The 12,483-nt window shown below is 71.3% G+C and carries 10 protein-coding genes; 7 read left to right on the forward strand and 3 right to left on the reverse strand.

Translation table 11 applies throughout. From position 1 onward, the window contains the following. Together C4313_RS09475 and C4313_RS09480 are read right to left on the reverse strand one after the other, a co-directional pair. The coding region (locus tag C4313_RS09475) for a winged helix-turn-helix domain-containing protein (protein ID WP_352429621.1) at positions 1 to 2,413 on the reverse strand (2,413 nt) is incomplete at its 3' end. A 125-nt stretch (positions 2,414 to 2,538) separates the two neighbouring features. Further along, positions 2,539 to 5,448, reverse strand: a complete 2,910-nt coding sequence (locus tag C4313_RS09480) for a penicillin-binding protein (protein ID WP_352429622.1) — start codon at positions 5,446 to 5,448, stop codon at positions 2,539 to 2,541. A 147-nt stretch (positions 5,449 to 5,595) separates the two neighbouring features. Here C4313_RS09480 and C4313_RS09485 point away from each other — a divergent pair, with 147 nt between their 5' ends. The 7 genes from C4313_RS09485 to C4313_RS09515 are packed head-to-tail and all read left to right on the forward strand — an operon-like array spanning position 5,596 to position 11,867. Further along, complete coding sequence (locus C4313_RS09485; protein ID WP_352429623.1) at positions 5,596 to 5,814, forward strand: hypothetical protein; 219 nt, start codon at positions 5,596 to 5,598, stop codon at positions 5,812 to 5,814. 8 nt (positions 5,815 to 5,822) lie between these two features. After that, positions 5,823 to 7,166, forward strand: coding sequence for an amino acid adenylation domain-containing protein (locus tag C4313_RS09490; RefSeq protein ID WP_352429624.1), 1,344 nt, complete (start codon positions 5,823 to 5,825; stop codon positions 7,164 to 7,166). Then, positions 7,163 to 9,175 carry a hypothetical protein gene (locus C4313_RS09495; protein ID WP_352429625.1) on the forward strand — a complete coding sequence of 671 codons (2,013 nt, stop codon included), beginning with the start codon at positions 7,163 to 7,165 and terminating at the stop codon, positions 9,173 to 9,175. Before C4313_RS09490 ends, C4313_RS09495 begins: the two co-directional genes overlap by 4 nt. Before the next feature lie 9 nt (positions 9,176 to 9,184). After that, positions 9,185 to 10,573, forward strand: coding sequence for a LuxR C-terminal-related transcriptional regulator (locus C4313_RS09500; RefSeq protein WP_352429626.1), 1,389 nt, complete (start codon positions 9,185 to 9,187; stop codon positions 10,571 to 10,573). 21 nt (positions 10,574 to 10,594) lie between these two features. After that, on the forward strand, positions 10,595 to 11,203 hold the full coding sequence (gene cofC, locus C4313_RS09505) for a 2-phospho-L-lactate guanylyltransferase (protein ID WP_352429627.1): 609 nt from the start codon (positions 10,595 to 10,597) through the stop codon (positions 11,201 to 11,203). Positions 11,204 to 11,255: 52 nt separating this feature from the next. Beyond that, positions 11,256 to 11,576 carry a cyclic-di-AMP receptor gene (locus C4313_RS09510; RefSeq protein ID WP_352429628.1) on the forward strand — a complete coding sequence of 107 codons (321 nt, stop codon included), beginning with the start codon at positions 11,256 to 11,258 and terminating at the stop codon, positions 11,574 to 11,576. A gap of 30 nt (positions 11,577 to 11,606) precedes the next feature. Beyond that, positions 11,607 to 11,867 carry a cyclic-di-AMP receptor gene (locus tag C4313_RS09515; protein ID WP_352429629.1) on the forward strand — a complete coding sequence of 87 codons (261 nt, stop codon included), beginning with the start codon at positions 11,607 to 11,609 and terminating at the stop codon, positions 11,865 to 11,867. 42 nt (positions 11,868 to 11,909) lie between these two features. On the opposite strand, the gene C4313_RS09520 is transcribed toward C4313_RS09515, so the two are convergent. Beyond that, positions 11,910 to 12,483, reverse strand: a 574-nt coding sequence (locus tag C4313_RS09520) for an MFS transporter (RefSeq protein WP_352429630.1), incomplete at its 5' end; no start/stop codon positions are given.

Genomic DNA, 12,483 nt, shown 5'->3' on the forward strand with positions numbered 1-12,483 from the left:
CCCGCCGCCCCCGCCCCAGCCGACGGAGGGGCTCCCAGACGGGGGGCAGGGCCACCCCGTGGACCTCGGCCAGGCGCAGCAGCCCCTCCGCCCGCCGCAGTTCCGGCAGCAGCGGGGCCACCAGGGCGTCCGGCCCGTGGAGGCGAGCGGCCTCGGCCACGTGGCGCAGGGCGTCCTGCAGCCGGTGGGTCTGGAAATAGGCCCGGGCCAGCAGGAAGTGGGCCCAGACCCGGGTGGCGGCATCGGCCCCCTCCAGGTGCTCCAAGGCGGGCGCCATCCGAGAGAGACCCTCCAGGACCCAGCCGGCCTCCAGTTCGGCCATCCCCTGGGAGAGGGCGGCCACGGCGGCCAGGGGGCGCAGCCCCAGGCGGGCCGCCATCTCCGCCGCCTCCCGAAGGACCGGGAGGGCCTGTTGGGGCTCCCCCTGCAGCCGCAGGGTCCGCCCCATCCCCTCCAGCCCGTAGGCGATCAGGAAATCATGGGGGATCTCCCGGGCGATGGCCAGGGCGGCCCGGTAGGCGGCGAGGGCCTCCGCATGCTGCTCCTCCTCCCGGGCGAGGTCCGCCAGCCCGAGGAGCAGGAAGGCTTCCATGCGGCGGTCGCCGGTCTGGCGGGCCAGGCCCAGGCCCTCCTCGTAGTAGCGGCGGGCGGCCTCGAACTGCCCCCGGGTGTAGGCGATATAGCCCGCGTTGTTGAGCAGGGTGATCAGGGGCCGGGGGTTCTCCAGGGCCCGGGCCACGGCCAGGGCCTCCTGGAGGATCGTCTCCGTCTCCACCGGGCGGTCCTGGGCCCGCAGGGCCTCCGCCAGTTCCGCCAGGGCGTTGACCAGATCGTAGGGAGCATGGACGGTCCGCAGCAGGGCGGCGGCCCGGCGGAGGTCCTGCTCGGCCTCCCGGGGGCGGCCGAGGGCGAGGCGGGCGAAGCCCCGCAGCCGGTAGGCGGCTGCTTGAGGTTGAATCCACTCTGGGCGACAACGGGTCAAAGCAGTCGAGGCAGCCGTGGCAGCCTGATCGTAGTGACCCATCATAGTAAAAGTTGAAGAACGTTGAATCTCTATCTCTACCCAGGTGAGATCATCCTGAGGGGGACAAGCGGCCTCCGCCTGGTCCAGGAGGGCCAGCGCCGCCTCGGGCCGGCTGGTGTCGGCGAGCAATTTGGCGTAGTAGAGCAGCAGGCGGGGGGAGCGCTGGAGGCGCTCGGGGGGCAAGGCTTGAACCCATTGCCTCAGGGTCTCCAGGCGCCCCGCGGCGAAGATCCCCCGGACCGTCCCTTCCATCACGGCGATGGCGCCCTCGATATCGCCGGCCTCCAGGAGGTGGGCCACGGCCGCCTCGGCGTCGCCCTGTTCGGCGAACCAGCGGCCGGCCCGCCGGTGCAGTTCCCGATAGCGCGCGGGGTCCCGCTGGCGCAGGGTGAGGTTCAGGAACTCCCGGAACAGGTGGTGGTAGCGATACCAAGGCCCCTCCCGCTCCGTCTCCACCTGGATCAGGAACAACTGGCGCTGCTCGGCCTCCGCCAACCAGCGGGCAGCGTCCGTCCGCCTCCGCAGCGCGTTGCAGGCGGCCACGTTAAAGAGGGAGAGGATGGCGGTCTCCAGCAGGAAGATCTGGAGTTCCGGGGGCTGGCGGTTGAGGACCTCCTCCTCCAGATAGCGGTGGAGGGTGCTGGGCTCGCTGGGCCGCAGGGGTTGCCAGGCGCCGTCCTCCCGCAGGCGCTGGGCCAACAACAGGATGGCGGTGATCCAGCCTTCGGTCTCGCGGGCCAGGGCGTGGGCTTCCGCTTCAGAGAGGGGGAGGGCGTAGTGGTGGGTGAAGAGGGCGTGGATCTCCTCCGGGGTGAAGGCCAGGTGCTGGGCGCCCAAGCCCACCGCCTGCTGACGGGCCACCAGGCGGGTGAGGGGGAGGCCGTGGGGGCCCCGGCTGGCCAGCAGGAGGTGTAGGTGCTCGGGCGCGTGCTCCAGCAACTGGCGGAGGAGGGCCTGGATCCCCCGGTGCTCCGCCACCGCGTGGTAATCGTCCAGGACGAGGACGAAGTAATCGGGGATGTTCTCCAGCATGTCGTTGATCATGGCGGTGGCCACCGTCTCGGGGTCGGCCCCGGCCCGTAGGATGGCCAGGGTGTTGCGGCCGAAGGCGGGGAACCGCTCCTGCAGGGCGGCCACCAAGTGCTCCACAAAGCGGTGGGTGTTCTGGTCCGTCTCGTCGAGGCTATACCAGGCGACGGGAAGGTCGGTGTCGTGGTAGAACTGGACCAGCAGCGCGGTCTTCCCGTAGCCGGCGGGGGCGGAGATTAGGATCAGGGTCTTGTCGATGTGCTCGTGCAGGAAATTGAGCAGCCGCGGGCGATCCAGCAGCGGACCCCGCCGCACCGGCGGACGGATTTTCGTTCTGGCGACTGGAGGCTCCGCGCTCATGGCCGCTCCCGAACAACACCCCCAGGGCGGAAAGGCCCTCCCGGCCGCGGGGATCCCCCGGTTGGATCTCCGTTAGCACGGAGTATACCAGAGGGCGGGCCTTTCGCGCAAGCACCGGGGGGGCCTCAGCGGCCCACGCACGCGCGGACGTGGTTGCTCTCGGTCTCGTTGCCGGCCTTGTCGTAGGCCTTCACCCAGAACTCGTGGCAACCCAGCAGCCGGTCTCGTCCGACCTGGCGGAAATACCACTTCGCGTTGAAGGGGGGCGTGTCCCGCACGGCGAAGGGCTGCCCATCGGCGTAGAACTCCACCCGGTCCATGGCGTAGTTGTCGGAGACCTCGGTGTTCACGCTGATCCACTCGTCGGCCAGGGCGTAGCGCTCTCCCTCCCGGGGATACACCACGCGCACGGCGGGCGGGGTGTGGTCCACCGTCACGGGGACCACGGCGGTGTGCACGCTGTCGTCGTGTCGGACGACGGTGAGTTGGAGGGTGTAGAGGCCGTCGGCGAAACCCGCCGTGTCCCAGTTCTCCAGGAGGCCGTTGTCCACCGGGTTGCCGTGCTCAGGGCCGATGGGGATCCACTGGGTGGGGTTGAGGCCGGCCCCCACCGCCACCCGATAGAAAGCGACGTCCCCGCGGGCGTTGCCGATGAGGGGGACGATCCCTCGCACGTAGGCGTAGGGGGGCGGGTGGAGGATGGCCACGTCGCCGGCGGGCTGGGCGAACTGGGTGTCGTATTCGGTGGGTGGCTGGGGGATGCCGGCCTCCCGGGCCCAACCCAGCGCCTCCGGCGGCACCACCAGGAAGACCCGCTCCTCCACCTTATCCGGCGGCGTGGCGGCCGTGGCCAGTTTGCCGGTCTCCCGGTTGATCCGGAAGGCCTGATGGAGATCGCAGACCTCCTGGGGCTCGGTGCCCGGGATGAACAGTTCCCGCACGGTGGGGCAGTAGGGCCCCGGCCGCTTGCCGGAGATCGCGCAGATGGTTCGCTCCACCAGCCCGGGCGGCCGCGGGAAGGGCTCGACGGGGAGGTCCCGGTGGGCGTATTCCATCACGTCGTGCCAGATGGGGGCGGCGCCGGCGATGCCCGAGACGTTCTTCATCGGCGTGTTGTCGGTGTTGCCCACCCACACCCCGACGGCTAGTTGCGGCGTGTACCCGATGGTCCAGTTGTCCACGAAATCGTTGGTGGTCCCGGTCTTGACCGCCGCCGGGCGGGAGAGCTCGAGGACGTTGCCCCGGCCGAAGGCCTCCCAGCGGGCGGCGTTGTCCGAGAGGATGCTGGTGATCAGGTAGGCCACGCGCGGATCGAAGATGGCCTGGACCTCCGGCCGGCGGTATTCCCACAGGACCTTCCCATCGGCCGTCTCCACCCGGAGGACGGGGACGGGGTCCAGTTCCCGGTAGCCGGGCCGACGGCGCTCCTCAGGGACGGGGACGCCGGCCATGAAGCCGTTGTTGGCGAAGACGCTGAAGGCGTAGACCATGTCGATCAGGCGGACCTCGCCGCCCCCCAGGGTGAGGGCCAGGCCGTAGTAATCCAGTCCCTTGTCCAGGGTGGTGATCCCCATGCGGTGGGCGAGGCGGATGACGTTGGTGATGCCGGCCATCTGCAGGGCCTCTACCGCGGGGATGTTGTAACTGCGGGCCAGGGCCAGCCGCATCCGCTGCGGGCCGTGGAACTTGCGGTCGTAATTCTCGGGCGCGTAGGGGGGCTGCCCTGGCCCCTGGTCGAAGGTCTTGGGCACATCCCAGAACAGGTGGGAGGCGGGGACGCCCTGGCTGAGCAGGGCGGCGTAGGTGAAGGGCTTGAAGGCGGAGCCGGGCTGGCGGAGGCCGTCGACGGCCACGTTGAACCGGCCGTCGATGGTCTCATCCCAGTAATCGGCGCTCCCCACCATCGCCAGGATCTCGCCGGTCCGCGGCCGGATGGCCACCAGGGCGCCATTGTGGACGTTGCGCCCCTCGGCCTTCAGTTTGGCGATGTGCCGGCGCACGGTCTCCTCGGCGTATCGCTGGAGGTCCCAATCGAGGGTGGTGTAGACCCGCAGCCCACCGCGGTTGACGCGGTCGGCCCCGAAGCGCTCCTCCAGCCAGCGGCGGACGTAGATGGAGAAGTGGGGCGCTTTGATGTCGAAGCGCTCGGCCGGCCTGCGGCGGATCTGGATGGGGGTCGCCTTGGCGGCGGCGGCCTCCTCCGGGGTGATGTAGCCTTCTTTCACCATGGCCTCCAGGACCACCTCCTGGCGCCGCTTGGCGGCCTCGGGGGCGTCGATGGGGTTGAGGGTGGGGAACTGGGGGATGGCGGCCAGCATGGCGGCCTCCGCCAGATTGAGTTCCCACACGTGCTTGCCGAAGTAGATCTGGGCCGCCGCCTCCACCCCATAGGCCAGGTTGCCGTAGAAGTTGGTGTTCAGATACATCTCGAGGATCTGGTCTTTGGTGTAGCGCCGGGAGAGCTCCAGAGCCAGCAGGATCTCCTTCAGTTTGCGGCTGTAGGAGCGCTGGTAGCGCTCCTGGGGGTCGATGAGGGTGTTCTTCACCAGTTGCTGAGTGATCGAGGAGCCGCCCTGGATCATCTCGCCGCCGCCGCGCAGGTTCACCCAGAGGGCCCGCAGCAGCCCCCGCGGGTTGATCCCCGGGTTCTCATAGAAGGAACGGTCCTCGATGGCGATGGTGGCCTGGCGCAGGACCAGAGGGATCCGCTCCAGAGGCACCCAGGTGCGATCCCCGGCGGCCGGGTCGATCACCTCGTAGAGCAGGACTTTGCCGGTGCGGTCGTAGATCTTGGTGGTCTCGAAGGCTCTGGCGCTGGCCTCGATCTGCCCCGGGTCGGCCTGGCTGATGATGACGGTGTAGAAAGCCCATGCCCCGGCCATCCCGGCCGCCGTGGAGATCCCCGCCATGGTGGCCAGGAAGACGCCGACGGCCATCCCCATCCGGACCCAGAGGCCGGTCCCCTGCCGGCTCCGGGCCCGCCGCTGCCGCCGTCGCTCCAACAGCCACCCCATCTCCCCGTTGCGCAAGACCATCGCCGAGCACCTCCCCGGGGCGCTTCTTCCCCCGACGTCTGCCCTCATTCTAATACGGCTCCTGGGGATCCCGCGAAAGGGAGCGAAGGGCCTCCCGCTTGGCCGTCGCGGAGAAGATCCTGGACAATGGATGGGGAGGAACTGACCATGGCGCGGATCCGATGGTATGGGTGGGCGGTCCTGGTGTTGCTTTCCCTGTGGCTGTTGAGCCTCCGCCGGCCGGAGGGAGGCGCCCTGGTGGTCCCGACCCCCTCCCCGGCGGCGCCGGCAGCCGACCGTGGACCCCAACACCGCCGGCCCGGGACCTGGCGGTCGCCGACCTCCGGCTTCACCCGGATGGGCTGCGTTTCGAGGGCGACCGCCTGAGCGCCGAGGTGGTCGTCCGCAACGTAGGGCAGGTCCCCTCGGGGGAAGCCCGGGTGGTTCTGCAGCGGGAGGCCCCGGCGGGGGAAGAGACGCTGGGCGAGGCGGTGGTGCCGCCGCTCCCGCCGGGCGGCGCCCATCGGGTCGTCTGGACGTGGGTCTGGACCGCCCCGGCCCCCGGCGTGGTGACGATCACCGTTGCCGTTCGCTGGCCGGCGGATGCGGTGGCCGCCAACGACCGCATCACGGGCTCGGTGCGCCTGCTGCCCCGGGCGCTGTTGCCGGAGGAGGAGCGCCGGGCCCGCTGGGCGGAGGCTGCGAGCCGGTGCTGTCGGCATGTCTATCTGACCGGGACGGCGGCGGAGCGGGACCTTCCCCAGTTGATGGCCTGGGCCGATGCCGCCGAGGCGACGGTGCGCGCCCGCATGGGGCTGGCGCAACCGCTCCCCACCACCGTCGTCTGGATCCCCCGCCTGCTCGGCCAGGGGGGCTTCGCCTTCGGCGAGACCGTTGTCCTTTCCTATCCTCTCTCGGACCGGCTGCCGGCCGATGTCCCCACGATCTTGCAGCATGAACTGGTCCATCGGATGACGTGTGCCCGGGTGGGGCGGGACGATTGCCTCGCCCATCTGCCCAGCCTGGTGGTGGAGGGGCTGGCGGTGGCCCTCGCCGGGGGGCATTACCGGCCGGAGCCCCTTCCGGCTCGGGCGGCGGCCCTGCGATCGCTGGGGCGCTGGATCCCGCTGGATCGGCTGGTGGAGGACTTCTACGCCCATCCCCACGAGGCGGCGTATCTGGAGGCCGGCGCGTTCATCCAATATCTGCTCCAGCAAGGCGGATGGCCGCGCTTCCAGCGTTTCCTGCAGGCCCTGGAGCGCCGTCCCGGCGAGACGGACGGCCTGGTCCTTGACCGGGCCCTGCGGGCTGTCTATCATCAAAGTATCCCAACGATGGAGGCGCGCTGGTTGGAGGCTCTGACGGCAGCGCCGGCGGATCCCCGCGAGGCGGCAGACCTTCGGCTGGTTATGGCCTTCTACGACGCCTTGCGGGCCTACCAGCGGGCCTACGACCCCTCGGCGTACTTCGCCGAGGCATGGCTTCCGGACTGGCGACAGGCGGCGCGGGAGGGGATCGTGGCCGATTTCATGCGCGCCCCGGAATCGGCGGAGGGACGGCGGATCTGGGAGGTGCTGCAGGAGGCCCGACAGCGGGCGGCCCGTGGAGATGTGGAAGGGGCTCTGGAGCGGCTCGCTGCCGTGTGTGCGGTCCTGGATTGCGGGGCCGCCGCCCCGGTTCGGGGCCCTGCCCCAGGGGGCGCCCTCCGGGGGGCGTTCGAGGCGGTGGGGGATCGGTGACGGGCATGCGCGTGGCCTACGCCGGCTGGTATAGAGGGGAGGCGTTCCAGGGCCTGGTCCTGGAGAGCGCGCCCCGGCGGTGGGGCCGGCCGGAGCGGTTGTATGCGGTGCTGTCGGTGCGCGGGGACCCCCGCCATCTTCTCCTGGAAGAGGCTGGGCCGCGACTGCGGGCGGCGTTCGACCGCCAGCGCGGGAGCGTGACGGCCGCCCTGCGGGCGGCGCTGGTCGATTTCCATCAATGGCTTCTGGAACGCAACCACAACGCCCCCCCGGAGGAACGCTGTGCGGTCGGCCTGACCCTGCTGGCCCTGCGGGAGGACGCCGCCTTCCTCGCCCAGGCGGGCCCGGCCTGGGCGGTCCACGTGACCCGGGAGGGAGCGACGGTGATCGCGCCGTCGGAGGAATCGGCCGCCCCCCTCGGGATCGCCCGCGCCCTGGTGCCCCACTTCGCGATGGTCCGCCTGCGCCCGGAGGACCGCCTCTTCGTGGCCGATGGAGAGACCGGGAGCCGGATGGATCCGGAGGCCCTGCCCGCCCTCGCCCGGGTGCACAACCTTCCTCTGATCCTGGACGCAGTGGGGATGCAGTGGGCGCGGGCGGCTCCCCAACCGGTGGCCTTCTTCATCCTGGCGTGCGAGACCGCTGGACCGGCGCCCGAGCGTCCCCCTCGGCCCGTCCCGCCCGCGTCAGGGCCCTCCTCGCCCCCCCGGGCGCAGCCCCTTGGGCCACGCCGGGCCCCAGGCGGGAGGCCGGGGTGGGTGCTGCCCCCGCTTGTCCTCCCTCGATTCTCCCTCCGCCCTTGGCTCCGGCGGCCGACCCTGGCGCTGCCGGAGGCCCCGGGGTGGGTGCGCGTCCTGGCGCTGGCGTTGCCATGGGCTTTCGCCCTGGCCGCCCTCAGCGTGTATATCTTCCAGCGCGAGACGATCGCTGCCCACCGGCTGTTGGCCCAGGCCCAGGCGGAGGCCGAACAAGCCCGCCAGGCCCAGGCCCCCGGAGAGGCCTACCGGCACTGGATGGCCGTCCGGGATCTCGCCCGGGCGGCGCTGCAACGCCGCCCGCTCCCCGAGGCCCAGGCCCTCATGGCCGAGGCCCAGGACCATCTGGATCGGCTGGACCAAGCGGTTCGCCTCCAGCGGATGATCCAACTGGCGCGCCTGCCGCCCGGCCGGGCCCGCCGGCTGATCCTGCGAGACATCGATCTTTACGTGCTGGACCGCGCGGGGCGGTGCACGGGGGAGGCCGCTTTCCCCGGAGGTTGCGTCGTCCAGTTCCGGTATGATGAGGTGCATCGGGCCTTGCTGGAAGAATCCCCCCGCCAACTGGCATGGGGCGGGATGGTCCTCCAGGGCCGGCCGCTGGAGAACCTGCTGGACGTGACCTGGGCCGAGGCCACCGGCGGGCGATCCACCGGCGCCCTGGTGGTCCTCCACGCCGGCGGGCTGATGGCCAGCACCGATCAGAGCCCGCGGCGGCTCTCCGCCCCGCTCCCCCCGCTGGCGGAGGGGCTGCTGCGGTTTTATCAGGGGAACCTGTATGTGCTGGATCGGGGGCGGGGCCAGATCTGGCGGCTTCGCCCGGTGGGGGACGATTACCCCCAGGAACCGGAGCCCTATTTCGAGGCCCCCCGCCCCGACCTGCAGGAGGCGGTGGATTTCCTGGTCCACGGCCGCATCTACGTGCTGTATCGGGATGGGCGGGTGCGGGCGTTCACCGGTGGGAAGGAGGAGGAAGGCTTCCCCCTGCGGAACCTGCCCTCGGCCGCCCTGCCGACGCCCCTCGCCCGGCCCATCGGCATGCTGATGGATCCGACGGCTCCCCGGCCGTGGCTGTATCTTTTAGAGCCGGATCGGCTGCTGCAACTCGGCCCGGAGGGCGCCTTCGTCCGCCAGATCCGCGGGGAGGGGCTGACCGACGTGGTGGCCGCGGCCGTCGACGACCGGAACGGCCGTCTGTTCTTCCTGCGGTCGGACGGGGCCCTCTTCATGGCCGATCTCCCGCCGGCGGAGTGAGGGGGGAGGATGCTGGCGTCCGGAGGGATCTTCCCATGGATCCCGCCGGAGGAGGCGGGGCTGACGGAGCGGGAGCGCGAGATCCTACGGCTGGTGGCTGAGGGCCTGGCCAACAAGGAGATCGCCTATCGCCTCGGCATCAGCCAGAACACCGTCAAGGTGCACCTCCGCAACATTTTCACCAAGGCCAACCTGCAGTCGCGGACCGAAGCGGCCATGTACGCGGTCCACTTCGGGTTGGCGACGGTGCCCATCTCGGGGGCGACGGGCGCCGCGCCGGAGGCGGAGGAAGAGGAAGAAGCGACGGCTGAGGCGCTTTCGGAGGTTGGGCAGGCGCCGTTGGAAGCCCCGGCCCCGGCGGGGGACGCCTTCCCCACCTGGAAGGCCCTGGTCTTGCTGGTGGGGCTGATGGGTGGACTGGCCCTGGCTTTGGGGCCGGCGCCCTCGCCTCCCGCGGTCTCTGGCCCAGCCTTCCTGGAGGACGGGGCCGGTCGCGGCACGGCGCGGCAGGGGCTCCCGTCGCGCTGGCGGGTGCAGAGCCAGATGCCGACGCCGCGGGCCCGTTTCGCCCTGGCCGCATGGAGGGGTCTGCTCATCGCCATCGGGGGGGAGGCTCCCGAGGGGATCACCGATCGGGTGGAGCGCTACGATCGGCAACGGGAGGTTTGGGAGCGGGGCGCCCCCAAGCCCTTCCCTGTCGCCAACATGGCCGCCGGCGTTCTGGGGGATCGCATCGTGGTGCCGGGTGGGGTGGGGCCGCAGGGCCAGCCCACCGACCGCGTGGAGATCTACGATCCGCGGGCCGATCGCTGGACGGAGGGGCTGCCCCTTCCCTATCCCCTCTCCGCCTATGCCCTGGCGGTGGCGGAAGGCCGGCTCTACCTGTTCGGGGGGTGGGACGGGCGGCGGCTGCGAGGGGAGGTCTGGATGCTGGACGGGGAAAGCGGTCTCTGGCAGCCGCGGGCCCCGATGCCCACCCCGCGGGCCTTCGCCGCGGCGGCCGCCCTGGGCGATGCCATCTACGTGGTGGGCGGCTACGACGGGCAGCGGGAACTGGCGGTCTGCGAGCGCTACCGGTTCGCCGTCGACCGCTGGGAGCGATGCCCGTCCCTGAACGTGGACCGGGGTGGGCTGAGCCTGGTGGCCAGCGATGGGTATCTGTTCGCGTTGGGCGGCGGCTGGCGGATCCCCCTGGCCTTCAACGAGCGCTATCAGCCGGGGGCCGAGGCCTGGGTTCCCTTCGAGACGCCGGTGACGGGAACGTGGCGGAACATGGGCGCCGTGGCCGAGGAGGGCTCCATCTGGATCCTCGGCGGCTGGAGCGGGGAACCCATGGCCACCTTGTGGCAGTTCACCCCCTTCCCCTTCCGTCTGTTCCTCCCCAGCACCCAGCGGTGAGGGGTAGGGAACGAAGCTGAGATGGCCATGTGGTTGCTGATCCCGGTCAAGCGCCTGGAGCAGGCCAAATCCCGGCTGGCGCCGGCGATGCCCCCCGCGGCGCGCATCCGGCTGGCCTGGCGCCTGGTGTGCCGGACCTTCCGGGTGGTGCGTCAGGTGCCGGAAGTGCGCCCGTTGGTGGTCAGCGCCGACCGTCGGGTCCGGGCCCTGGCCCGGCGGATGGGGTGGCCCGTGGTGCTCGACCGATGGGAGGACCTGAACCGGGCCTTGGCGGAGGCCCGCCAGGTGGCTGTTCACCATGGAGCCGAGGCCCTGGCGGTGCTGCCCATCGACCTCCCGGGGCTGCGCGCCGAGGCCCTGTGGGACCTGCTGGCGGCCGGCTTCCCGGACCGGGGCCTCGTGCTGGTTCCCGACCGCCATGGGCATGGCACCAACGCCCTTCTGGTCCGCCCCCCCGAGGCCATCGCCTTCTGTTTCGGTCCGGGGAGCCTGGCGGCCTTCCAGCGCCAGGCTGCGGCCCTCGGGCTGCCGGTCCGCCTCTTTCCGCACCCCGATCTCTCCTGGGACTTGGACACGCCGGCGGATTGGGCGGCGTGGCGCGCCCGCGCGGCGGCGGACGTTCCCCGTTGATCGTCGTCAGGCTGTGTTACAATGGCGGGAAAGGGCGCCGCGGGGAGGGGCGATGAAGCTGATCCTGGCCATCCTCCAGGAGGAGGACGCGCCTTCGGCGGTGCAGGCGTTAGTGGCGCGTGGCTATCGGGTGACCCGCATTGCTTCCACGGGCGGCTTCCTGCGCCAGGGGAACACCACCCTGCTGATCGGCGTGGAGGACGCTCAGGTCCCTGAGGTGGTGGAGATCCTGCGGCGGTTCTGTCGCACGCGGACCGCTTACATGCCCGTGGCCGTTGAGGCCACCGGGCTTCTCCAGGCCCATATGATCGAGGTGGAGGTCGGCGGGGCGACCCTCTTCGTCCTGGATGTGGAGCGCTTCGAGACTCTCTGACCATCCCACGGGCGGGAGGCGGGCCGGGCGATGCGGTTGATCCTGGCGGTGCTCTCGGAGCGGGCGGCCACGTTGGCTTCCGACCGGCTGGTGGGGCAGGGGTATCGGGTCACCCGGATCGCCTCCACCGGCGGCTTCCTGCGCCGGGGCAACGCCACGCTGCTCATCGGGGTGGAGGAAGACCAAGTGGAGGTCGCCCTGCGGCTGATGCGGGAGGCCCGGGAGCGGCTCCGCGGCGACCCGGGGGGAATCGCCATCATCCTTAACGTCGTCGGGTTCGAGCGCTTTTAGATCTTCATCTCCACGGAGGGACCATGGCCTTTCCGGTTCCGATTACGAGGCGATGGCCTCCCCGGGCCCCCGGCGCAGCAGGGGGAGGAGGGCGGCGAGGGCGGCGAGTTCCAGCAGCCCGACGAAAACAAGGATCCCGCCCCGCCAGGCCTCATACAGCGCCCCGATGGCCGCGCTGCCCAGGAACCACGCCAGGCCATAGGCCCCGTTGAACAGCCCGTAGGCCGTCCCCCGTTCCTCCGGGGACACCAGGGGTGGGACCGCCGCCCGCATGATCGTCTCCTGGCCTCCCAGGACCACCCCCCAGAGCATGGCCCCTGCCAGGACCGCCCAGACATGGCTGGAGAAAGCCAGGGGGACCAACAGGGCGGTGCACAGCGGCAGGGCCGGCAGCGCCCGGAAGCCGACCCGGTCGTACAGCATCCCGAGGGCCAGGCCCGCGGCGGCGTCCACCAGCATGGCCGCGGCGTACAGGGCCGGGATGGCCGGGTCGGGGAGCAGGGCCTCCCGCTTCACATGAAATGCGATCAGCGAGAAAGGCGCCAGCCCAGCGACGCTGAGGGCGACGAAGGCCAGGTAGCGCCGGAAGGCCGGCCGCCGCAGGCCCAGGGCCCCG

The organism is Thermoflexus sp., from assembly GCF_040289485.1.
In the GTDB taxonomy this organism is placed as follows: Bacteria; Chloroflexota; Anaerolineae; order Thermoflexales; family Thermoflexaceae; genus Thermoflexus.

Bases quoted from the DNA above. Each gene is read 5' to 3' on its own strand.
- cofC (WP_352429627.1), top strand. From the start codon at position 10,595: ATGGCCATGTGGTTGCTGATCCCGGTCAAGCGCCTGGAGCAGGCCAAA.
- C4313_RS09515 (WP_352429629.1), top strand. From the start codon at position 11,607: ATGCGGTTGATCCTGGCGGTGCTCTCGGAGCGGGCGGCCACGTTGGCT.
- C4313_RS09500 (WP_352429626.1), top strand. From the start codon at position 9,185: ATGCTGGCGTCCGGAGGGATCTTCCCATGGATCCCGCCGGAGGAGGCG.
- C4313_RS09480 (WP_352429622.1), bottom strand. From the start codon at position 5,448: ATGGTCTTGCGCAACGGGGAGATGGGGTGGCTGTTGGAGCGACGGCGG.
- C4313_RS09510 (WP_352429628.1), top strand. From the start codon at position 11,256: ATGAAGCTGATCCTGGCCATCCTCCAGGAGGAGGACGCGCCTTCGGCG.
- C4313_RS09485 (WP_352429623.1), top strand. From the start codon at position 5,596: ATGGCGCGGATCCGATGGTATGGGTGGGCGGTCCTGGTGTTGCTTTCC.